Genomic DNA, 21,444 nt, shown 5'->3' on the forward strand with positions numbered 1-21,444 from the left:
CCGACCCCGCCCCGATCGTCCCGTGGACGCCTCGTGGACCCTGTGGAGCATCACCCGCCGGGCATCGGGCGTTCCTCCTCGACCAGTTGTTTGAACTGCTCGAGGTCGCTTCGTACGGTCCGCTCGATCGCGCTGACCTGGGCGAAGCCGTGCGGCCCGCCGAAGGCCTCGCGGACGGCGTCCGGCTCGTACTCGACCCGGACCTGCACCCGGGTGCTGCCGGCGTCCAGTGGCAGCAGGGCGACGGCGCCCTTCAGGTGGGCGCTGTCCAGGGTCTTCCAGTTCATGATCTGGTTCTGGCCGCGGTCGGTGATCTCGGTCTCGAACGCCCGCTCGTCGCCACCGACCTCGACGTCGAGGTGGGCGCGGTTGCTGCCGCCGCCGTGCGTGTGGGCGTGCAACACGCCGTCGACGAACCGCGGGTAGTCCTGCACCCGGTGCAGCTGCTCCCACGCCACCTGCATCGGCACGTCGACATCGATCTGCTCTTCGAGTCTGCTCATCGGAGCCTCACCTTTTCAGGTTCTCAGGTCCATGCTGCTGGGTGCTCTGGTCCGTGCTGGTCGGTTCGGTGGCCAGTGCTCTGGTTTGTGCCGCCCCCGGCCGACCACTCCAGCGTGCGCCCTGCGCGGGGCGGTGGGCAACCGCGCGCCCCGGCCGCCGTCCGCCGCCCGTCAGAAGACGGACCAGCCGGTGGCGGTGGTGAAGGCGTCCAGCGCCGCCACGCCGCCGACCGAGTTGCCGGCCCGGTCCAGCGCCGGGCCCCAGGCGCAGAGTGCGCCGCGACCGGGCACGATGGTGAGGATGCCGCCGCCGACACCGCTCTTGCCCGGCAGCCCGACCCGGTAGGCGAAGTCGCCCGCCGCGTCGTACGTCCCGCAGGTCAGCAGCACGGCGTTGACGCGCTTGGCGTCGCTGCGCGAGAGCAGCCGGCTGCCGTCCGCGCGCACGCCGTGCCGGGCCAGGAAGAGCCCGGCGAGCGCGAGGTCCCGGCAGCTGGCGCTCAGCGCGCAGTGCGCGTAGTAGTTGGCGAGCACCGCCTCGACGGGGTTCTCCAGGTTGCCGTAGCTGGCGATGAAGTGCGCGAGCGCGGCGTTGCGGTGGCCGTGCGCGGCTTCGGAGGCGGCCACCGCACGGTCGGTGTCGAGTAGCGGATTGCCGGACTCGGTGCGCAGGAAGTCCCGTACGGCGCGCCCGGCGTCGCCGGTCAGCGTGAGCAGCCGGTCGGTGACCACCAGCGCGCCGGAGTTGAGGAACGGGTTGCGCGGGATGCCGTTCTCGCTCTCCAGCTGGACCAGCGAGTTGAACGGCGTGCCGGACGGCTCGCGGCCGACCCGGTGCCAGACGCCCTCGCCGCCGGTGGCCAGCGCCAGTGCGAGGGTGAAGAGCTTGGAGATGCTCTGCACCGAGAACGGCTGCTCCCAGTCACCGGCGCCGTAGACCTCGCCGTCGACGGTGGCCAGCGCCAGGCCGAACGCGCCGGGGTCGGCCGCGGCGAGCGCCGGGATGTAGTCGGCGACCCGTCCGGTGCCCAGGACGGACTGGGCGGCTTCGGCGGCTGACTGGACCTCGTGCAGGTAGTTCATACGATTATTCTGCCGGGAGGGCGCAAGAGGGGGGCACATGTGCGTCGCGCTGGCGGGGCTGGGCGGGGCTGGCGGGGCCGGTGGGGCTGCGCGAGACTGGAGGGGTGCCCGAGCTGCCCGAAGTCGAAGCGCTCAGCGCCTTCTTGACGCAACGCCTCGTCGGGCGCGCGATCGGACGGGTCTACCCGGTCTCGGTGAGCGCGCTCAAGACCTACGACCCGCCCGTCACCGAGCTGACCGGGCACACCGTCGAGTCGGTCGGACGCCGGGGCAAGTTCCTCGTCGTGGAGGTCTCCGGCGGCCTGTTCCTGGTCGTCCACCTGGCCCGGGCGGGGTGGCTGCGCTGGCGCGAGAACCTGCCACCCGAGCCGCCACACCCCGGCAAAGGCCCGCTGGCGCTGCGGCTCTGCCTCGCCGACCCGCCCAGCAGCGGCTTCGACCTGACCGAGGCCGGCACGCACAAGGGCCTCGCGGTGTACTGCGTACGCGACCCCGCCGAGGTCCCCGGCATCGCCCGGCTCGGCCCGGACCCGCTCGACCCGGCGTTCACCCGCGAACTCTTCCTCGGGCTGCTGCACGGCGAACGGCGGCGGATCAAGGGCGTGCTGCGCGACCAGGCCACCATCGCCGGGATCGGCAACGCGTACTCGGACGAGGTGCTGCACGTCGCCCGGCTCTCCCCGTTCAAGATCGCGGCGAACCTCACCGAAGCCGAGGCCGGCGCTCTCTACGAGGCGATCGGCAGCACGCTGCGCGACGCCGTGGAACGCTCGCGCGGGCTGGCGGCGGGCGAGCTGAAGGCCGAGAAGAAGACCGGCCTGCGAGTGCACGGCAAGGCGGGCCAGCCGTGCCCGGTCTGCGGGGACACCATTCGCGAAGTCTCCTTCTCCGACTCCTCGCTGCAGTACTGTCCGACCTGCCAGACCGGGGGCAAACCGCTCGCCGATCGCAGGCTCTCCCGGCTCCTGAAGTAGGGGCTTGAGCGGCGGGGTGGGTGGGTATCGCCCCCGGGTGCCTGCTGTTCTGCGTCTTGTTCTGCGTCTTGTTTATGCGTCCCGAGGAGTCCGACCGTGCCCGAAGCCGACCTGAGCCTGAGCCACGCCCGCGGAGCCACCGGCACGCCGCTGCTGACCGAGACCATCGGCGCCAACCTCGACCGCACCGCCGCCGCCTTCGGCTCGCGTGAGGCCCTCGTCGACCTGCCGACCGGCCGCCGCTGGACGTACCGCCGGCTCGTCGAGGACGTCGACGTGGTGGCTCGCGGCCTGCTGGCGCTGGGAGTCGGCGTCGGTGACCGGGTCGGCATCTGGTCGCCCAACTGCGCGGAGTGGGTGCTGCTGCAGTACGCGACCGCCCGGGTCGGCGCGATCCTGGTCAGCATCAACCCCGGCTACCGCACCCACGAACTGGTGTATGTGCTGAACCAGTCGGGCGCCCGCGCAGTGGTCGCGATGCCCGCGCACAAGACCTCCGACTACGCCGGGATGCTCGCCGAGGCCCGGCCCTCCTGCCCCGCGCTGCACGACGTCCTGCTGATAGGAGAGCAGTCCTGGGCGGACCTGCTGACCGCCGGACGGGCCGGTGACCCCGCTCAACCGGCGGAGCTGGCAGCCGAGTTGAGCGCGGACGACCCGATCAACATCCAGTACACCTCGGGCACCACCGGATTCCCCAAGGGCGCCACGCTCTCGCACCGCAACATCCTCAACAACGGTTATTTCGTCGCCGAGTTGCTGGAGTACACCGAGCAGGACCGGATCTGCATCCCGGTGCCGTTCTACCACTGCTTCGGCATGGTGATGGGCAATCTCGCCGCCACCTCGCACGGCGCCTGCATGGTGATCCCGGCGCCCTCCTTCGAGCCGCGCGCCACGCTGGCGGCGGTCGCCGCCGAGCGCTGCACCTCGCTGTACGGCGTCCCGACGATGTTCATCGCCGAGCTCAACGACCCGTCCTTCGCCGAACACGACCTCACCTCGCTGCGCACCGGCATCATGGCCGGCTCGCCCTGCCCGAGCGAGGTGATGAAGCAGGTGATGGAGCGGATGGGCATGCGGGACGTGTCGATCTGCTACGGCATGACCGAGACCTCGCCGGTCTCCACCCAGACCCGCACCGACGACTCCTTCGAGCACCGGGTCTCCACGGTCGGCCGGGTCGGCCCGCACCTGGAGGTCAAGGTGGTCGACCCGGCCACCGGCGCTACTCTGCCGCGCGGCAGCGCCGGCGAACTGTGCACGCGTGGCTACTCGGTGATGCTCGGCTACTGGGAGGAGCCCGAGCGCACGGCAGAGGCGGTGGACGCGGACGGCTGGATGCACACCGGCGACCTGGCGGTGATGGACGCGGACGGCTTCCTGGCCATCACCGGCCGGATCAAGGACATGGTGATCCGCGGCGGCGAGAACATCTACCCGCGCGAGATCGAGGAGTTCCTCTACCAGCACCCCGACATCCTGGACGCCCAGGTGATCGGCGTCCCGGACGAGAAGTACGGCGAGGAGCTGATGGCCTGGATCCGCCTGCGCCCGAGCGCGCCGGAGCTCACGGCGGACGCTCTGCGGGCCTACTGCGCGGGCAAGTTGGCGCACTACAAGATCCCGCGCTACGTGCACCTGGTGGACGCGTTCCCGATGACGGTGACCGGCAAGGTGCGCAAGGTGGAGATGCGCGAGGAGGCGGTCCGCCTGCTGGGGTAGCGCCGGTAGTGCCGGTAGTGCCTGCCAGGTTGGCGAGTCTTGATCGTTTCTGAGCCTGCTTGTTAGGTTGGCAGGCATGACCGACACCAGAGCCCTCGCCTGGCCACCTGCCCCGATCAAGACCGAGCGGCTCGTCCTGCGCGCGTCCGAGGCTCGGGACCGCGCGGCGGTCATCGAGCTGCACGCCTCGTCAGAGGTGGGCACTTACCTCGGTGGCCCGCGACCGCGTGCCGAGCTCGAACGCGCGGTACCCGAGGTGCCCGGGCGGCGCCCCGGCTTCTTCGTGGTCGAGCTCGACGGAGCGACGATCGGCACAATCCTGCTCGACCCGCACAACCCCGAGCCTCCGAGTACCCGCCGGGAGGCCGGGAAGACCGAGCTCGGCTACCTGTTCTTGCCGCAGGCGTGGGGACGCGGGTACGCCACCGAGGCGTGCGCAGCGGCACTCGACTGGTTTGCCGGCTCGCTTCCCGGTGAGCCGGTGGTGATCTACACCCAGACCGCCAACGTCGCCTCGATGCGCCTCGCGGCGAAGCTCGGGTTCACCGAGCTGGAGCGATTCGAGGCGTGGGACGCCGAGCAGTGGTTCGGCGTGTGGTCGCCGGTGTCGTAGGCGATTCCGTTGCCTCGCACGGGACGGCTCCGTGCAATGTGGCCCCTGCCGTCGGTACGTCGGTGGAGGGGGCTTGCACGTCGGTACTCTGCTGGCGGAGACAGGAGGCTCACCCGTGAGCGAGTGGACAGATCCCCGTTATGCCGAGCTGGTCGCGTGGTACCGGCAGGCAGGCGAAGACGCACCTCAGGCCGCCCGGGACGGCGACGCCGACAGCGATCAGGAGGCGACGCCCGTACGCGCGTTCCTGTTCACACCGGCGACTTGGGGGTAACGGACGGGGCATGGGAGGGAAGCGACCCGATCCCCCCGGGCTGCCGAAGAAAACCGTTGGGCTGTCCGACTTGCTTCAGGCATCATCGGCCCGTGGATACCTACCTGGAGACCGCGCGCCTGGCGCTGCGCCGCTTCACTGCTGATGACGCGGACCTGTTGATCGAGCTGGACAGCGACCCGGCGGTGATGCGCTACCTGACCGGCGGCAACCCGACTGCGCCGGAGGTCGTCCGCGAGCTTTACCTGCCGAACATCCTTGCCGGCTACGAGAAGTGGGGCGGCGACCTCGGACTGTTCGCCGCGCACGAGAAGGACGGCGGCGCGTTCATCGGCTGGTTCATCCTGCGTCCCGAGCCGCAGGGCCCGCTGGACGAAGTCGAACTCGGCTACCGGCTGCGGCAGGCGGCTTGGGGCAGGGGTTATGCCACCGAGGGCTCGCGGGCCTTGCTGGGCAAGGCGTTCACGGAGCTCGGTGTGCGGATGGTCTGGGCTGAGACGATGACCGTGAACCATGGTTCGCAAAACATCATGAAGAAGCTCGAAATGACGTTCGCGGACACCCTCCCTACTCCCCCCGACATGGCGATGGTCGAGGGCTCCGAGCATGGAGGCGTGCGGTACGAGATCACCAAGGAGCAGTGGGAGCAGTAGCCACGGTGCGAGCGACCCGTGGTACCGGACATGGCGAATCCCCGCCACCGTTCCTCACGGTGGCGGGGATTCAGCTTGGCGCAGCGAAGTCAGACGGTCCCGAAATCGCCGGCCTTGACACCGTCGACGAATGCGGCGAACGCGGCGGCGGGGAAGACGAGGGCGGGTCCGGACGGGTCCTTCGAGTCACGGACCGGCATGACGCCCGTGAAGCCGGGAGCGACCTCGATGCACTGCCCGCCGGACTGGCTGTAAGACGATTTGAACCAGGCAGCGTCGATCAGGTCTACGTGGGTCATGGCGAACTTCCTTCCATACCTCGCGGATGAGAAGGGCTCTGGGATGCAGCCCGGAGCCACGCTCCAACGCCCATCCGTACCCAGCAGCACAGACACTGAAGCCCCTGCGGGCTTGCTCAGCGTCACAGGGGCCAGTGGGGTGGGAAGTTGATCAGACGGTCCCGAAATCGCCAGCCTTGACGCCGGCGACGAACGCGGCGAACACCTCAGCGGGGAAGAGCAGGGCGGGACCGGACGGATCCTTCGAGTCACGGACCGGGACGAGGCCGGGGAAGTTCGGCGCGGCCTCAACGCAGCTCCCGCCATTGTCGCTGTAGGACGACTTGAACCAGGCGGCGCCGGACAGGTTGGGGTCGGTCATGAGAGAAGTTCCTTTCGGGCTTTGCGGATCAGTGCCAGAGATGCAGCCTTCGACAGCGCTTCCACCTGGAGCTGATGGTAGTTCCTCTCCCAGGCCCTGACGGTCTCATCATGGCGTACCACGTTGCCCTCCTCGGCCGACTCGGTGTAGCCGAACACTGATCGGTCAGCGAAGGTCAGCAGGGTCACGAACGCCCTGAACGGAACGAACTCGGCCAGGCTGAACGGAGCTACCTGAATGATCACGTGTGGCCGACGGGACATCACGACCAGGTGGTCAAGCTGGGCTCCCATGATCTCAGCACCACCCACCGGCTGCCGGATGCAGTTCTCGGCGATGACAGCGTGGATAAGCGGTGGCGCCGAGCGGCGCAGCAGTCGCTGACGCGTGAGGAGAAAGCGCAATCGCTCGTCCACCTGATCCTGGCTGACGCTTCCACGCTGCATCGCGGCCGATCCCAGCGCCGTGGCGTACTCCTGGGTTTGGAGAAGCCCGGGGATCATGATCGGCTCAAAGATCCGGATCTCTGCTGCCTTCGCCTCCTGCGCCGCGTGTTCCGGAAAGCCTTCCAGCAGTGCCGAGTTCTTGATCCCCCGCCACATCAACTCCAGCGTCTGGCCGGTGCCGAGCGCCGCGTCCGCCGACTTTGCGAACTTCAGCGTAGGAGACTTGCGGGCCGTTTCCACCGCTGAGATGTACGTGCCCGAGTACTCCATGTGCTCGCCGAGCACGTCCTGCGACCACCCGAGCGCTTCCCTTGACGTGCGGAGCTGCGAGCCGAAGGCCGCTTGGGGAGATGACTGAGGATCAAGTTGCTTGCGGTTCATGCGATCCACTCCAAGTCCACATTGCTCTCGGGCAGGTTGAACAGTTCTCAAGCGTACGTCACAGTGAGCACCCCCGGTAGTGGTTTCGCTACAGAGAGGAACTGACTCATGTCCATCCTGAGTAGGCAGATCCATGCCCAACGCCAGCAAGCACGCATCGCAGTAACGAAGTTGACCGCTGCCCTGACTCGCGCAGGGTCTCCACTTCCATCCGTCGGCATCGACCCGGCGTCCGCCCTGACCGGTACCGTCCTGGTCGACCTCGGTCGGGCCCGGTCGGATGTGGTCATTCAGATCGCCGAACTGATCCTTGAGGGACTGGACGCCCGTGACAAGCAACAGAGTTGAGTCCCAAGAGGACCGGATGGTCCGCGAGCTCCGCGAAGCCGCGCAGCGGGCCGTTGACGCGCTGGTGGATGCGCTGCAGCTCAACGGTCTGCCGCCGCTGCCCGGTCTGGAGGGGGGAAGGGTCACCCTCCACCCGCGTGGCGTCCACATCGAGATTGGCGGGTGCAATGTGCGCACCGTGCAGGCGATCGCCGATTTTCTCAAGGATCACGCGCGCTGCTCGGGCCGCGTTCTCCCCGGCACGGCCGTCGTGCCCACTGGACTGGCCGAACTGCCCGCTGTGCGAATGGAATTGAGCGAATGATCAGCACCACCAGCACCAGCACCCCCGACGACATCCCGCCGACCGGCTCTTACGTCGTCGACCGCAAGTCGCTGCGCATCCTGGTCGTCATGGACAACCGCCACGGCGAGCTCTACCTCCGCCCACCCGGCGGCGGCATCGAGATCACCCGCACACCCGACCAGATCCGCCCCGCCGACCGCAGCGAAACCCTGCGCGGCCGCGTCGCCGAAGCCAACCTCGACGCCGAACACGGCTGCGCCGGATGACCTGGGCAGACGTGCAGTTGAGCCGTCGTATCACGGCCGAGGCTCTGGCCTGCCTCTCCATGGTCGCGCAGAGGGGTTCTGTGAGGGTTGCGCCCGACGGTGCACAATGTATCTTGATGTCGAGATAATTGCCGTTAGGCCAGAACCCGCTGGAGGCCCGTGCTATGACCGCTGCCATCTCCTTCGCTGCCATCAATCATGTCCAGCTCGCCATCCCGGCCGGTGGCGAACCGCAGTGCCGAGCCTTCTGGGGCGAACTGCTCGGACTGTGCGAGATCCCCAAGCCGCCACCGCTCGCCGCCCGTGGCGGCTGCTGGTTTCAGGGGCCCGGTTTTCAAGTCCACCTCGGCGTGGAGCCGGATTTCCGGCCCGCGCTCAAGGCCCATCCCGGCTTCGAGATCCGCGGGCTGCGTGCGCTCGCGGACCGGCTGGCCGACCACGGATATCTCGTCACCTTCAGCAACGAAGTGCCCGGGCAGGACCGCTTCCACGCCGTCGACCCGTTCGGCAACCGGCTCGAATTCCTCGAGCTGCACTCCTGAGTGGGCGTTGGGTGGCCGTTGTTGGGTACAGGCCGGGCTTGGGCATGGCGAATCCCCGCGACCGTTCGTAACGGTGGCGGGGATTCAGTTCGGCGCGGCGGTCGGCCGGTCCCGAACTCGCCGGCCTTCCTTGGTTACTGCACCAGCTCCGCCTTCTCGATGATGACGTCGGTCTCGGGCACGTCCGCGAACTGACCGCTGCGGGTTGTCCTGACCTTCTCGATGGCGTCGACGACGTCGGTGCCCTCGACGACCCGGCCGAACACGGTGTAACCCCAGCCGTCCTGCCCCGGGTAGTCGAGGAACGAGTTGTTCTTGACGTTGACGAAGAACTGCGCGCTGGCCGAGTGCGGGTCGGAGGTACGGGCCATGGCGACGGTGTAGGGCTCGTTCTTCAGTCCGTTCTTCGCCTCGTTCTCGACCGGGTCGTTCGTCGGCTTCTGCTTCATGCCCGGCTCGAACCCGCCGCCCTGGATCATGAAGCCGGGGATCACGCGGTGGAAGATCGTGCCGTTGTAGTGCCCGCTGTTGACGTAGGTCAGGTAGTTCGAAACGGTCTTGGGCGCCTTCTCACCGTCGAGCTCGATCTTGATCTTGCCGTGGTTGGTGGTGAGGACTACTGCGCTCATGAGTTCTCCTGCTGATGCTCGGCCGGCTGGACACGGACAGGCGCAGCCTACTGGCGCAGCGTCACATCGATCTCGGAAATCCGCGAAACCTCGGGGTCATCAGCGGTGGCGCGTCAGCTGTTCGGGGTCAGCAGGTAGCGGACGGTCTGGGTCTGGATGAGCCCGTCGCGGAAGACGAAGGTGTCGACGCCCTGGTCTGCCTGGTTGCGGTCGGAGGTGGCGGACCATTCCAGGAAGAGGACATCGGCCGCGAAGGTGGCGATCTTGATGTCCCACTGGGCGTGCGGAAGCTCGCTGAACAGCTGGGCGAAGGCCTCCCGAACGCCCTCCCGGCCGTGCTTGACGCCGCTGGGAGTGATGAAGACCGCGTCCTCGGCGAAGTTCAGGACGAGCGCGTCCAGGTCCTCGGCGAGGAGGGCCTTCCCGTGGCTCTCGTAGGTCTCCTGCGGGGTGCGGGCCGCGATGTTCGCCATCTGGGATGCCTTCCTGGAGCGGGAGTTCACGTCGGCCACCAGTCTTCCGCGACGCGAGGTGCGCTTGTCAAGACGCCGCACGGGCGGTGGCGCGGGAGCGGCGGGGGAGGGGCGGCCGGCCGCCGGCGTGGGCATCATGGCGAGCATGAGCGAGAAACCACCGCCCGGCGCCCAGGGCCCGAGCTGGCCCGGCGGCCGGCGCGGTACGCGCGGGCCCCGCAAGGGGGGTCGTCCCCCCGCCGCCCCGGCCGCCCCGGCCGCCCCGGACGGTCCGGCAGACCCGACAGGAGGGCCGCACCTCGTGAGTCCGCAGAAGCCCCCGTCGCAGGGGCCGACCAGTCTGCCGGGCGGCAAGCCCGCGCCGCCCCCCGGTCCGGCCAACCCGCCGCCGCCCAGCGGCGGTCCGCCGAGGCAGTAGGAGAGGCAGTAGGAAGCGTTGGTCAGCTGCCCACGTACGCCGCGAGGTGCTCGCCGGTGAGGGTGGAGCGGGCGGCGACCAGGTCGGCGGGCGTGCCCTCGAAGACGATCCGTCCGCCGTCGTGGCCGGCGCCGGGGCCGAGGTCGATGATCCAGTCGGCGTGCGCCATGACCGCCTGGTGGTGCTCGATGACGATGACCGACTTGCCGGAGTCGACGAGCCGGTCGAGCAGCCCTAGCAGCTGCTCCACGTCGGCGAGGTGGAGGCCGGTGGTCGGCTCGTCGAGGAGGTAGACACCGCCCTTCTCCGACATGTGGGTGGCCAGCTTGAGCCGCTGCCGCTCGCCGCCGGACAGCGTGGTGAGCGGCTGGCCGAGGCTGAGGTAGCCGAGCCCGACGTCGGCGAGCCGGTCGAGGATGCGGTGTGCGGCCGGGGTGTGGGCCTCGCCGGCGCCGAAGAACTCCTCGGCCTCGGTCACCGACATCGCGAGCACCTCGCTGATGTCCCGGCCACCGAGGCGGTACTCGAGCACCGACGCGTCGAACCGCTTCCCCTCGCACTCCTCGCAGGTGGTGGCGACGCCGGCCATCATCGCCAGGTCGGTGTAGATGACCCCGGCGCCGTTGCAATTGGGGCAGGCGCCTTCGGAGTTGGCGCTGAACAGCGCCGGCTTCACGCCGTTGGCCTTGGCGAACGCCTTGCGGATCGGGTCGAGCAGCCCGGTGTACGTCGCGGGGTTGCTGCGCCGCGAGCCGCGGATCGCGCCCTGGTCGATCGAGATCGTGTCGGCACTGGCGGGCAGCGACCCGTGCACCAGCGAGCTCTTGCCGGAGCCGGCGACGCCGGTGATCACGGCCAGCACCCCGAGCGGGATGTCGACGTCGACGTTACGCAGGTTGTGCGTTGTCGCGCCGCGGATCTCCAGCCTGCCGGTGGACGTCCGCACCGTCTTCTTGAGTTCGGCCCGGTCGTCGAAGTGGCGGCCGGTGATGGTGCCGCTGGTCCGCAGCCGCTCGACGCTGCCCTCGAAGCAGACGGTGCCGCCCGCCGTCCCGGCGCCGGGTCCGAGGTCGACGACGTGGTCGGCGATCGCGATCGTCTCCGGCTTGTGCTCCACGACGAGCACCGTGTTGCCCTTGTCCCGCAGCCGCAGCAGCAAACCGTTCATCCGCTGGATGTCGTGGGGGTGCAGGCCGACGGTGGGCTCGTCGAAGACGTAGGTGGTGTCGGTGAGCGAGGACCCGAGGTGGCGGATCATCTTGACCCGCTGCGCCTCGCCGCCGGACAGCGTGCCCGAGGAGCGGTCCAGCGAGAGGTAGCCGAGCCCGATCTCGACGAACGAGTCGAGCGTCTGCTGCAGCGTGGCGAGCAGCGGCGCCACCGACGGCTCGTCGAGGCCGCGGACCCAGTCGGCCAGGTCGCCGATCTGCATCGCGCAGGCGTCGGCGATGGTGACCTTGCCGATCCGGGAGGACCGGGCCGCCTCGCTCAGCCTGGTGCCGTCGCACTCGGGGCAGACGGTGAAGGTGACCGCCCGGTCCACGAACGCCCGGATGTGGGGCTGCATCCCCTCCCGGTCCTTGGCGAGGTAGGACTTCTGGATCCGCGGGATCAGACCCTCGTAGGTCATGTTGATGCCTGCGATCTTCATCCTGACCGGCTCGTGGTGGAGGAAGTCGGCCAGCTCCTTCTTGGTGTACTTGCGCAGCGGCTTCTCGGGGTCGTAGAAGCCCGACTCGCTGTAGAGGCGGTAGTTCCAGCCGCCCGGCGTGTAGCCGGGGATGGTGAGTGCGCCCTCGGCGAGCGACTTGGAGTCGTCGAAGAGCTGGGTGAGGTCGATGTCGGAGACCGCGCCCCGGCCCTCGCAGCGTGGGCACATGCCGCCGGTGATGCTGAAGCTGCGCCGCTCCTTCACGGTCTTCCCGCCGCGTTCGAGGGTGACCGCACCCGCGCCGCTGATGGAGGGGACATTGAAGGAGAACGCCTTGGGCGAGCCGATGTGGGGCTTCCCGAGCCTGCTGAAGAGGATGCGCAGCATCGCGTTGGCGTCGGTGGCGGTGCCGACCGTGGAGCGGGGGTCGGCGCCCATCCGCTGCTGGTCGACGATGATCGCGGTGGTCAGCCCGTCGAGTACGTCGACCTCGGGCCGCGCCAGCGTCGGCATGAAGCCCTGCACGAAGGCGCTGTAGGTCTCGTTGATCAGCCGCTGCGACTCCGCGGCGATGGTGTCGAAGACCAGCGAGCTCTTGCCCGAGCCGGAGACGCCGGTGAACACCGTCAGCCGGCGCTTGGGGATCTCGACGCTGAGGTCCTTGAGGTTGTTCACGCGCGCGCCGTGGACGCGGATCAGGTCGTGGCTGTCGGCGGCATGCGGCGCCGGCGCCGGTGTGTCGCTCCCCTTGGCCTTGCTCATCGTCTTTCTCCGTCCCGGTCAGGCGGCGGGCTGCCTGACCGGCCCCCGTCGGCGTCGCCTGGCTCGATCTAAGCAGCTTCGAACGGTGCCCGGATCACTGAACGGGTGTGAACGGTAGCCTCGTTCCATGGACTCGCCTGATCTCGCCGCGCTCGCGCAGCTGCGCCGGGCGCGGGATCTGATCGATCGCGAATACGCCCGTCCACTGGACGTGCCGACGCTGGCCCGCCACGCGCTGATGTCGCCGGCGCACTTCGCGCGGCGGTTCCGGGCGGCCTACGGCGAGACGCCGTACAGCTACCTGATGACCCGGCGCGTCGAGCGGGCGATGGCGCTGCTGCGCGCGGGGATGAGCGTGACCGACGCGTGCATGGAGGTCGGCTGCACCTCGCTCGGCTCGTTCAGTTCGCGCTTCACCGAACTGGTCGGGGAGACGCCGAGCGCGTACCGCGCCCGGGAGCACCCCGCCGTGGCGGCGATGCCCCCGTGTGTGGCGAAGGTGCACACCCGGCCGATCAGGGGCGTACCGAGCACGTTGCGGGAGGCGGGCCGCGAAGCCACCGCCCCGCAGGACCCGCACGCCCCCGGGAGCGGCTGAGCCGGGTCAGGGGATGCGCAGCGCCTGGACGACCACCGGCAGCACCGCGATGTTCGACGACACCGAGCTGGAGGCGACCGGCATCGCCGTCTTGCCGGGGGCGACGTTCTGGGCGCCCACCACGGCGCTGTCGACCGACTCGCCGGCCGCGTTCGTGAAATCGATGCGCACGGCGTAGGAGGCGGTCTTCGAGGTGCTGTTGGTGATCGTCACCACCACCGCCGTCAGCCCGCCGGTGGTCGCCAGCGGGACACCGGTGAGCGTGATGTCGCCGGTGGCGTTGCCGGGGGTCCCGCCGAGGGGCGCCAGCGCGGCCGAGGCGGCGGCCGAGGCCTGAGCGGCGGACGCCGAGACGGATGCCTCGAAGGACGCGGCCCGGGCGGAGCTGGACGCGGTGGCGGCGGAGGCCGAGGCGGCCGCCTGGGAGGCGACGGCGGAGGCCGAGGCGGCGATCGAGGCGGCGATCGAGGCGAGCGCGGAGGGGGTGGAGCCCGAGAACGCGGCGGCGTTCGGTGAGAACGGGCTGGCGCCGGTGACGGGGTTGACCACGGTCGCCGGCGCGCCCCCGCAGGCCGTCAGGCCGACCATGCCGACCAGGCCGCCCGCCGCGGCGAGCAGCACCACCGCCCGGCGCCGTCCGCCGCCGGCCGCACCCGATCGCCCACGCCATCCACCTACGCTCACAGAAGCCGCCCAAGGTCGCTGGCCGGGACCACTCCCGTGCCGCCTGTCCCCACAGTCACCCGGGCCACGAAGCGGCCGCGACCCGCGCGGGTCCATTCGGGGGCGCGCATGCCCTAACGGTCGTCGGGCTGGGTGCGGCGGCCGGCCAGTGCGGCCGGCATCGGCTCGTAGCGCAACGGGGCGCGGGTGAACGAGCCGGTGCCGTGCGAGAGCGAGCGCAGGTCGATGGCGTAGCGGGTGAGTTCGAGCTCCGGCACCTCGGCGCGCAGCAGGCTCTGCCCCGGACCGGCGGCCTCGGTGCCCAGCACCCGGCCGCGGCGCATCGACAGGTCGCTGAAGACCGCGCCCTGGTACTCGTCGGGGATCAGCACCCCGACGTCGGCCACCGGTTCCAGCAGCCGCACGGTGGTCTGCGCCGCCGCGTCACGCAGGGCGAGGCCGGCCGCGGTCTGGAAGGCGGCGTCCGAGGAGTCCACCGAGTGCGCCTTGCCGTCGACCAGGGTGACCCGGACGTCCACCAGCGGGTGCCCCTCGCCGACGCCGTGCGCCAGCTGCGCGCGCACGCCCTTCTCCACCGAGGGCACGAAGTGCCGGGGCACCGCGCCGCCGACCACCTTGTCCACGAACTCGAAGCCGCCGCCGGGTGGCAGCGGCTCCACCAGCAACTCGCAGACCGCGTACTGCCCGTGGCCGCCGGACTGCTTCACCAGCCGCCCGTGCCCGGTCGCCGCGCCGGCGAAGGTCTCGCGCAGCGCCACCTGGTACGGCACCTGGTCCACCCGCACCCCGTACAGCGCGCCCAACTGGTGCAGCACGACGGCCGCGTGGGCCTCGCCGGTGCACCACAGCACGATCTGGTGGGTGTCGGGGTTCTGCTCGACGCGCACGGTGGCGTCCTGCGCGGTGAGCTTGGCCAGGCCCTGGGCGAGCTTGTCGTCGTCCGCCTTGCTGTGCGCCTCGACGGCGATCGGCAGCAGCGGCTCGGGCAGCGGCCACGGCTCCAGCAGCCGGGGCTCGGCCGGGTCCGAGAGGGTGTCGCCGGCTCGGGCGCTGGTGAGTTTGGCGACGCAGACCAGGTCGCCGGCGATCGCCTCCGGGACGGGGCGCTGGAGTTTGCCGAACGGGCTGGTCAGGCCGGAGACCCGCTCCTCCGTCCCGGCGGCAGCCTCGTCCGGGCCGCCTGCCACCCGGACCAGGGCGTCCGGCTGCAGCGTCCCGGCGAAGACCCGGATCAGGCTGAGCCGCCCGACGTACGGGTCGCCGCTGTTGTGGATCACCTGGGCGGTGAGCGGGGCCTTGGGGTCGGCGCCGCGGGGGGTGTCGGCGGGGGAGGGGAACGAGTCGACGATCAGGTCCAGCAGGTCGACGGCGCCGGTGCCGTCCTCGGTGGTCGGCAGCACCGGGTGCAGCGCGTCGTGCAGCACGGCGCCGCGCAGGCCCCGCGACAGCGCGGCGTCGTCCAGCGCCTCGCCCTCCAGGTAGCGCTCCAGCAGCGCGTCGTCCTCGCCGGCGATCGCCTCGACCAGGCGCTCGCGGGCCGGTCCGGTGTCGGGCAGGCTGCCGTCGACGCTGCCGTGTGTCTCGCCGCTGATCAGCTCGACGGTGCCGCGCACGTGCCCGTCGGTGCGCACCGGCAGGTCCAGCGGCTGCACCGAGTCGGGGCGGCCCGCGCCGAACGCGTCCTGGCAGGCGGCCAGCACCTCGGTGAAGTCGGCGCGGGCGGCGTCCATCCTGGTCACGACGATGGCGCGGGGCAGCCCGGCGTCGGCGCACAGGCGCCACAGGGTCAGCACCGGGCCGGTCACCGGCTCGGTGGCGGAGACCAGGAAGACGGCGGCGTCGGCGGCGCGCAGGGCGGCGTGCAGTTCGCCGGCGAAGTCGGCGTAGCCGGGCGGGTCCAGCAGGTTGATCTTGATTCCGCGCCACTCGACCGGTACCACCGAGAGCCGTACCGAGCGCTGCTGCTGGTGCTCGATCTCCTCGTAGTCGGCGACCGTCGTCCCGTCCGCCACCCGCCCGGCCCGGTTCAGCGCCCCGGCCGCCAGGGCCAGTGACTCGGTCAGCGTGGTCTTGCCGACCCCGCTGACGCCGACCAGCACGACATTGCGCAACTGCTCCACCCGCTCGACCGCGGGCGCCCGAGCGCCCGCCCCCGCCCGGGACGTTCCTCGCTCGGACATCGCTGCACTCCTCCCGACGGCGCACGGGACCACGCCCTTCGAGCTTTCCACCCTCCGGCCGAGGCGGCCAACCGACCGGACGCAGGGCCGCCCGCCGGTCGGTCAAGATTCGGTATTGATTTTCATCTCAGCGGCAATCGGCTTGGAGATGAAAACCGTTGTCACGTACTCTGACCGGTGTCCCACCGAGTCGAACCCCTCCTCCGGGGTCCGTGTCCCTGAGGAGTACCCGCGCCCATGCACCCCTTGCGTACCCGCCAGGCCCGCCGTCGCGCCACGCGACTGGCGCTGGGCCTCGCCGCCGTCGGCGCGATCACGGTCACCAGTGCCTGCGCCACCACCGCGCCGTCCACCAGCACGGACACGGCGGACGGCGGGCACGGCAAGGTGATCCAGGTGGTCGCGGCGGAGAACTTCTGGGGCAGCATCGCCCGCCAACTCGGCGGTGACCACGTGAAGGTGACCAGCATCATCACCAACCCGGACACCGACCCGCACTCCTACGAGCCGACCGCGGCCGACGGCCGCACGGTGGCCGGCGCGCAGTACGCGATCGTCAACGGCATCGGCTACGACAGCTGGGCGGACAAGCTGATCGGCGCCAACCCCAGCAAGAGCCGCAGCACCCTGGACGTGGGCGACCTGGTCGGCGTCAAGCAGGGCGGCAACCCGCACCAGTGGTACTCGCCGGACAGCGTCACCAAGGTGGTCGAGCAGATATCCGCCGACTACCAGCGGATCGACCCGGCCGACGCCGCGTACTTCCAGGCCCAGCAGTCGGCCTTCGAGACCAAGACGCTTGCCTCGTACCACCAGCTGATATCCGACATCAGGACGAAGTACGCCGGCACCCCGATCGGGGCCTCCGAGTCGATCGTCAGCCCGCTCGCCGAGGGCCTGGGGCTGAAGCTGATCACCCCCGCGAGCTTCCTGGCCGCGATGAGCGAGGGCACCGACCCGACCGCCGCCGACAAGGCCGCCATCGACCAGCAGATCGCCGGCAAGCAGATCAAGGTCTACGTCTACAACACCCAGAACTCCACCCCGGACGTGACCGCGCAGGTCAACGCGGCCAAGGCGCAGGGCATCCCGGTGGCCACCGTGACCGAGACCCTGGCGCCGGCCGGAGCCGGCTTCCAGGACTGGCAGACCAAGGAACTCCAGGGCATCGAGGCCGCGTTGAGCCAGGCGGTGGCCAAGTGACCGCGATCACAACGGAGTCGGTGGCGGCCGAGGCCGCCTCGCCCGGCAAGCCGGTGGTCGCGCTGGACGGCGTGGCCGTCCAGGTGGGCGGCCGCATGCTCTGGTCGGGAGTCGATCTGACCGTCGGCGAAGGGGAGTTCACCGCCGTGCTCGGCCCCAACGGGGTCGGCAAGTCCACCATGGTCAAGCTGCTGCTCGGGATGGTGCCCGCCGCGGCCGGCCAGGTCCGGGTACTCGGCGCCGCGCCCGGTCAGGGCAATCCGCAGGTCGGCTACCTGCCGCAGCGCCGCAGCTTCGACGCCGGCCTGCGGATCCGCGGCACCGACGTGGTGCGGCTCGGCCTGGACGGCGACCGCTGGGGCGTGCCGCTGCCCGGCCTGCGCTCGGCCCGCCGCAAGGCCGCGGCCGCCCGCGTCGAGGAGGTGATCGAGCTGGTCGGCGCGAGCGCCTACGCCCACCGCCCGATCGGCCAGTGCTCCGGCGGCGAGCAGCAGCGCCTGCTGATCGCCCAGGCGCTGGTGCGCCGCCCCCGGCTGCTGCTGCTCGACGAGCCGCTGGACAGCCTCGACCTGCCCAACCAGAGCGCCGTGGCGGCCCTGCTCGGACGGATCTGCCACCAGGAGGGGGTGGCCGTGCTGATGGTCGCCCACGACGTCAACCCGATCCTGCACCACCTGGACCGCGTGGTGTACATCGCCGAGGGCGGCGCGGTCAGCGGCACCCCCGCCGAGGTGATCACCTCGCAGACGCTGACCCGGCTCTACCGCACCCCGGTCGAGGTGCTGCGCACCTCCGACGGCCGGCTCGTGGTGGTCGGCCAGCCGGAGGCGCCGGCCGTGCACAGCGACCGGCACCCGGCCGCCGCGCCCGGAGGCGACCGTGCTGCTCGCTGACGCCTCCTCACCGGTCTTCTCCTGGAACCTGCTCGCCGACTTCCAGGAGATCTGGTCCTACCCCTTCATGGTCAACGCCTTCCGGGCCGGCGCGGTCGTCGCGGTGGTCTCCGCGGCGGTCGGCTGGTTCATGGTGCTGCGCCGGCAGACCTTCGCCGGGCACACGCTCTCGGTCGCGGCCTTCCCCGGCGCCTCGCTGGCCACCCTGATCGGGGTCAGCGCCACCTTCGGCTACTTCGGCTTCTGCGTGGCCGCCGCGCTGGTGATCGCCCTGCTGCGGCGCAAGGGCCGGGACAGCGGCGCCGAGGAGTCGGCCGTCACCGGGACCGTCCAGGCCTTCGCGCTGGCCTGCGGCTTCCTCTTCATCACGCTCTACAAGGGACTGCTCAGCGGTCCCGAGTCGCTGCTCTTCGGTAGCTTCCTCGGCATCACCACCGGCCAGGTGACGGTGCTCGCGGTGGTCGGCGCGGTGGTGCTCGCGGTGCTGGCGCTGATCGGGCGCCCGCTGCTGTTCGCCTCCGTCGACCCCGAGGTGGCCGCGGGCCGCGGCGTGCCGGTGCGGCTGCTGTCCACCGTCTTCCTGGTGCTGCTGGGCGCGGCGACCGCCGAGGCCGGGCAGATCACCGGCACCCTGCTGGTCTTCGCGCTGATGGTGATCCCCGCCGCCACCGCCCAGCAGCTCACCGCCCGGCCCGGGCTCAGCCTGCTGCTGGCGGTGCTGATCGGCCTGGGCTCCTGCTGGCTCGGCCTGATCGCCGCCTACTACCAGCCCTACCCGCTCGGCTTCTTCGTGACCGCCTTCGCCTTCGGCGGCTACCTGCTGGCCCACCTCGGCCGCGCCGTCCACGACCGACTGGGCCACGGCCGCAGCCGCGCGCCCCTGGCCCTGGGAGGCGCCGCATGAACACCCTGACCCAGCCGTTCTTCCAGCACGCCCTGCTGGCCGGCACCGCGATCGCGCTGGCGGCCGGCCTGGTCGGCTACTTCCTGGTGCTGCGCGCGCAGATCTTCACCGGCGACGCGCTCAGCCACGTCGCCTTCACCGGCGCGATGGCCGCCCTGGCCGGCGGCTACGACCTGCGGCTCGGGCTCTTCGCGGCCACCGTCGGCGGCGGACTGCTGCTGGGCGGCATCGGCCGCAAGGGCCGTCCGGACGACGTGGCGATCGGCAGCGTCTTCGCCTGGATCCTGGGTCTGGGCGCGTTCTTCCTGACCATCTACACCACCTCGCGCAGCGCCGCCCAGGGCGGCGCGGGCACCAGCGTGCTGTTCGGCTCGATCTTCGGACTGAACGCCGACCAGACCCTGCTGGCCGTGCTGATCGCCGCCGCGGTCTGCGCCGCGCTGCTGCTGATCGCCCGGCCGCTGCTCTTCGCCACCCTGGACGAGGCGGTGGCCGCCGCCCGCGGGGTGCCGGTGCGGGCGCTCGGGCTCGGCTTCCTCGCGCTGGTGGGGGCGTGCGCGGGGGAGGCCACCCAGGCGGTCGGCTCGCTGCTGCTGCTCGGCCTGCTCGCGGCGCCCGCCGGGGCGGCGATCCGGCTCACCGACCGTCCGTTCCGGGCGCTCGGCCTGTCGGCGGGGCTCGCGGTGCTGGAGATGTGGGTCGGCCTGCTGCTGAGCGCCGAGGTGCCGACGCTGCCGCCCAGCTTCTCCATCATGGCCACCGCGACCGCGGTCTACGCCGCGACCTTCCTGGTCCGGCCCGCGCGGGCCGCCCGGCAGGGCCGCGCCGAGCTGCCGGCCTGACCCGTACCTGACCCGTACCGCCGACCTGTGGCGGCGGCGGGCGGTTCGCCCGATCGGCAGGCTGCGGATGCCGTCCCCCGCCCATGACGGTTCACTCCTGGTAGGCGCAGTCCAGCCGACACCGAGGAGCGAGATGAGCCAGTCCGTGGCGGGCGGGAACCCGCTCGACTGGTCGCTGACCGAAGGTGTCATACCCGTCCTGATCGTCCTGGCGGGCCTCGGCTCGCTCACCGCCCTGCTGCTGTCGCGCGACCCGCAGTGGTGGACCCGCCGGTTCCCGGCCGCGGTGCTGCTGACGGTGGGCGTGAGCATCCTGCTGGTCTTCTGGATCGACTACTGGTGGCAGCCGTTCTCCGGGCCGCTGCCGCGCAAGGTGTGGTTCTGGATCGGCCTCGGGGTCCTGGCGGTGACCCTGGCCGCCTTCCGGATGCCCGGGCTGCGCTGGCGCGGGCGGGGCGGCGCGCTCTGCGCCGCGGTGCTGGTCCTGGTGATGTCGAGCAACGAGGTCAACCGGCACTTCGACCAGTACCCGACGCTGCGGGTGCTGTTCGCGCCCTGGCTGCAGAAGACCACCGCGCTGCCGGCCGGCAGCGTGCCGGGCGCCGTCGGCGCGCCGCCCGGCCAGGTCCTCGCCGAGGTCTGGCACGCGCCGCCCGCACTGCCCGCCAAGGGCACCGTGTCGACCTCGCCGATCCCCGGCCTGATCTCGGGCTTCCACCCGCGCGGCGCCTATGTCTACCTGCCGCCCGCCTACCAGACCACCCCGCGCGCGCTGCTGCCCGTCCTGGTGCTGATGGCCGGGCAGCCCGGCAGCCCGCTCGACTGGATCACCACCGGCAACGTGCCCGGCGCGATGGACGCCTTCGCCGCCGAACACCAGGGCCTGGCGCCGGTCGTGGTGATCGTCGACCCGATCGGCTCCGACTTCAGCAACACCCTGTGCATGAACTCCAGGATCGCCCAGGCGCAGACCTACCTGGCCGAGGACGTGCCGAACTGGATCCGCACCCACCTGCAGGTCGCCACCGGCCGCGGGCACTGGGCGATCGGCGGCCTCTCGCTCGGCGGCACCTGCTCGCTGCAACTCGCCGTCAACGCACCGCAGGTGTACGGCTCGTTCCTGGACATCTCCGGCCAGGACGAGCCGACCCTGGGCAGCCACCGCAAGACGGTGGACGAGGCCTTCGGCGGCGACGAGGCCGCCTTCGACGCGGTGGACCCGCTGCATGTGATGGCCCGGGAGCGGTTCCCCGACACCGCCGCCTCCTTCGTGGTCGGCGCCGGAGACCGGGAGTACCGGCCGCAGCAGGCCAAGGTCTACGCGGCGGCGGTCGCCGCCGGCATGCGGGCCAGGGCCGCGACGCTGCCCGGCGGGCACGACTGGACGGTCTTCCGGCCCGCTCTCGCGCAGAACATCCCGTGGCTGGCCCAGCAGACAGGACTGACCCGATGA

General features: G+C 71.0%; 25 protein-coding genes. 15 read left to right on the plus strand and 10 right to left on the minus strand.

Annotated elements, in window-relative coordinates:
- Nucleotides 1-50: 50 nt before the first annotated feature.
- Both P3T34_RS33800 and P3T34_RS33805 read right to left on the minus strand, forming a co-directional pair.
- Nucleotides 51-503 carry an SRPBCC family protein gene (locus P3T34_RS33800; RefSeq protein WP_280669853.1) on the minus strand — a complete coding sequence of 151 codons (453 nt, stop codon included), beginning with the start codon at nt 501-503 and terminating at the stop codon, nt 51-53.
- Nucleotides 504-674: 171 nt separating this feature from the next.
- Complete coding sequence (locus P3T34_RS33805; RefSeq protein WP_280669854.1) at nt 675-1,586, minus strand: glutaminase; 912 nt, start codon at nt 1,584-1,586, stop codon at nt 675-677.
- Between the two features lie 104 nt (nt 1,587-1,690).
- Between P3T34_RS33805 and P3T34_RS33810 the strand changes: the two genes are divergently transcribed.
- The 5 genes from P3T34_RS33810 (at nt 1,691) to P3T34_RS33830 (ending at nt 5,825) form a co-directional block, all read left to right on the plus strand.
- Nucleotides 1,691-2,560 carry a DNA-formamidopyrimidine glycosylase family protein gene (locus tag P3T34_RS33810; protein ID WP_280669855.1) on the plus strand — a complete coding sequence of 290 codons (870 nt, stop codon included), beginning with the start codon at nt 1,691-1,693 and terminating at the stop codon, nt 2,558-2,560.
- A gap of 96 nt (nt 2,561-2,656) precedes the next feature.
- On the plus strand, nt 2,657-4,285 hold the full coding sequence (locus tag P3T34_RS33815; protein WP_280669856.1) for an AMP-binding protein: 1,629 nt from the start codon (nt 2,657-2,659) through the stop codon (nt 4,283-4,285).
- A gap of 76 nt (nt 4,286-4,361) precedes the next feature.
- On the plus strand, nt 4,362-4,898 hold the full coding sequence (locus P3T34_RS33820; protein ID WP_280669857.1) for a GNAT family N-acetyltransferase: 537 nt from the start codon (nt 4,362-4,364) through the stop codon (nt 4,896-4,898).
- A gap of 115 nt (nt 4,899-5,013) precedes the next feature.
- On the plus strand, nt 5,014-5,172 hold the full coding sequence (locus P3T34_RS33825) for a hypothetical protein (protein WP_280669858.1): 159 nt from the start codon (nt 5,014-5,016) through the stop codon (nt 5,170-5,172).
- A gap of 92 nt (nt 5,173-5,264) precedes the next feature.
- Nucleotides 5,265-5,825: a GNAT family N-acetyltransferase gene (locus tag P3T34_RS33830; RefSeq protein ID WP_280669859.1), complete on the plus strand. Its 561-nt coding sequence runs from the start codon at nt 5,265-5,267 to the stop codon at nt 5,823-5,825.
- Between the two features lie 89 nt (nt 5,826-5,914).
- On the opposite strand, the gene P3T34_RS33835 is transcribed toward P3T34_RS33830, so the two are convergent.
- The 3 genes from P3T34_RS33835 to P3T34_RS33845 form a co-directional block, all read right to left on the minus strand.
- Nucleotides 5,915-6,124, minus strand: a complete 210-nt coding sequence (locus tag P3T34_RS33835; protein ID WP_280669860.1) for a DUF397 domain-containing protein — start codon at nt 6,122-6,124, stop codon at nt 5,915-5,917.
- Between the two features lie 151 nt (nt 6,125-6,275).
- Complete coding sequence (locus P3T34_RS33840; RefSeq protein WP_280669861.1) at nt 6,276-6,485, minus strand: DUF397 domain-containing protein; 210 nt, start codon at nt 6,483-6,485, stop codon at nt 6,276-6,278.
- A complete protein-coding gene (locus P3T34_RS33845) occupies nt 6,482-7,312 on the minus strand; it encodes a helix-turn-helix transcriptional regulator (protein ID WP_280669862.1) in 831 nt (276 codons plus the stop codon). The genes P3T34_RS33840 and P3T34_RS33845 overlap by 4 nt, the downstream gene beginning before the upstream one ends.
- Before the next feature lie 108 nt (nt 7,313-7,420).
- Here P3T34_RS33845 and P3T34_RS33850 point away from each other — a divergent pair, with 108 nt between their 5' ends.
- The 4 genes from P3T34_RS33850 (at nt 7,421) to P3T34_RS33865 (ending at nt 8,754) form a co-directional block, all read left to right on the plus strand.
- On the plus strand, nt 7,421-7,660 hold the full coding sequence (locus P3T34_RS33850) for a hypothetical protein (RefSeq protein ID WP_280669330.1): 240 nt from the start codon (nt 7,421-7,423) through the stop codon (nt 7,658-7,660).
- A gap of 16 nt (nt 7,661-7,676) precedes the next feature.
- On the plus strand, nt 7,677-7,964 hold the full coding sequence (locus P3T34_RS33855) for a hypothetical protein (protein WP_280669863.1): 288 nt from the start codon (nt 7,677-7,679) through the stop codon (nt 7,962-7,964).
- Nucleotides 7,961-8,212 (plus strand): hypothetical protein, encoded by a 252-nt coding sequence (locus P3T34_RS33860; protein WP_280669864.1) that lies wholly within the window; start codon nt 7,961-7,963, stop codon nt 8,210-8,212. The genes P3T34_RS33855 and P3T34_RS33860 overlap by 4 nt, the downstream gene beginning before the upstream one ends.
- 164 nt (nt 8,213-8,376) lie before the next feature.
- Complete coding sequence (locus P3T34_RS33865) at nt 8,377-8,754, plus strand: glyoxalase (RefSeq protein WP_280669865.1); 378 nt, start codon at nt 8,377-8,379, stop codon at nt 8,752-8,754.
- Between the two features lie 134 nt (nt 8,755-8,888).
- Here P3T34_RS33865 and P3T34_RS33870 read toward each other — a convergent pair whose 3' ends face one another.
- From P3T34_RS33870 to P3T34_RS33880, 3 genes are all read right to left on the minus strand, one after another.
- Nucleotides 8,889-9,383 carry a peptidylprolyl isomerase gene (locus tag P3T34_RS33870; protein WP_280669866.1) on the minus strand — a complete coding sequence of 165 codons (495 nt, stop codon included), beginning with the start codon at nt 9,381-9,383 and terminating at the stop codon, nt 8,889-8,891.
- 113 nt (nt 9,384-9,496) lie between these two features.
- The gene (locus P3T34_RS33875; protein WP_280669867.1) at nt 9,497-9,856 is read right to left on the minus strand and encodes a nuclear transport factor 2 family protein; all 360 of its coding nucleotides are present in this window, start codon (nt 9,854-9,856) and stop codon (nt 9,497-9,499) included.
- Nucleotides 9,857-10,296: 440 nt separating this feature from the next.
- Nucleotides 10,297-12,687, minus strand: coding sequence for an excinuclease ABC subunit UvrA (locus P3T34_RS33880; protein ID WP_280669868.1), 2,391 nt, complete (start codon nt 12,685-12,687; stop codon nt 10,297-10,299).
- A 127-nt stretch (nt 12,688-12,814) separates the two neighbouring features.
- Here P3T34_RS33880 and P3T34_RS33885 point away from each other — a divergent pair, with 127 nt between their 5' ends.
- Nucleotides 12,815-13,285, plus strand: a complete 471-nt coding sequence (locus tag P3T34_RS33885) for a helix-turn-helix transcriptional regulator (protein ID WP_280669869.1) — start codon at nt 12,815-12,817, stop codon at nt 13,283-13,285.
- A gap of 6 nt (nt 13,286-13,291) precedes the next feature.
- On the opposite strand, the gene P3T34_RS33890 is transcribed toward P3T34_RS33885, so the two are convergent.
- On the minus strand, nt 13,292-13,969 hold the full coding sequence (locus P3T34_RS33890; protein ID WP_280669870.1) for a hypothetical protein: 678 nt from the start codon (nt 13,967-13,969) through the stop codon (nt 13,292-13,294).
- Nucleotides 13,970-14,082: 113 nt separating this feature from the next.
- Nucleotides 14,083-16,149, minus strand: a complete 2,067-nt coding sequence (locus P3T34_RS33895; protein WP_280669871.1) for an elongation factor G-like protein EF-G2 — start codon at nt 16,147-16,149, stop codon at nt 14,083-14,085.
- A 237-nt stretch (nt 16,150-16,386) separates the two neighbouring features.
- On the opposite strand from P3T34_RS33895, the gene P3T34_RS33900 reads away from it, so the two are divergent.
- From P3T34_RS33900 to P3T34_RS33920, 5 genes are all read left to right on the plus strand, one after another.
- The gene (locus P3T34_RS33900; protein WP_280669872.1) at nt 16,387-17,352 is read left to right on the plus strand and encodes a zinc ABC transporter substrate-binding protein; all 966 of its coding nucleotides are present in this window, start codon (nt 16,387-16,389) and stop codon (nt 17,350-17,352) included.
- Nucleotides 17,349-18,245 carry an ATP-binding cassette domain-containing protein gene (locus P3T34_RS33905; RefSeq protein WP_280669873.1) on the plus strand — a complete coding sequence of 299 codons (897 nt, stop codon included), beginning with the start codon at nt 17,349-17,351 and terminating at the stop codon, nt 18,243-18,245. The genes P3T34_RS33900 and P3T34_RS33905 overlap by 4 nt, the downstream gene beginning before the upstream one ends.
- Complete coding sequence (locus tag P3T34_RS33910) at nt 18,232-19,149, plus strand: metal ABC transporter permease (RefSeq protein WP_280669874.1); 918 nt, start codon at nt 18,232-18,234, stop codon at nt 19,147-19,149. Before P3T34_RS33905 ends, P3T34_RS33910 begins: the two co-directional genes overlap by 14 nt.
- Nucleotides 19,146-19,991: a metal ABC transporter permease gene (locus P3T34_RS33915; protein WP_280669875.1), complete on the plus strand. Its 846-nt coding sequence runs from the start codon at nt 19,146-19,148 to the stop codon at nt 19,989-19,991. The genes P3T34_RS33910 and P3T34_RS33915 overlap by 4 nt, the downstream gene beginning before the upstream one ends.
- 133 nt (nt 19,992-20,124) lie before the next feature.
- On the plus strand, nt 20,125-21,444 hold the full coding sequence (locus P3T34_RS33920; RefSeq protein WP_280669876.1) for an alpha/beta hydrolase-fold protein: 1,320 nt from the start codon (nt 20,125-20,127) through the stop codon (nt 21,442-21,444).

Source organism: Kitasatospora sp. MAP12-44 (assembly GCF_029892095.1).
GTDB lineage: Bacteria > Actinomycetota > Actinomycetes > Streptomycetales > Streptomycetaceae > Kitasatospora.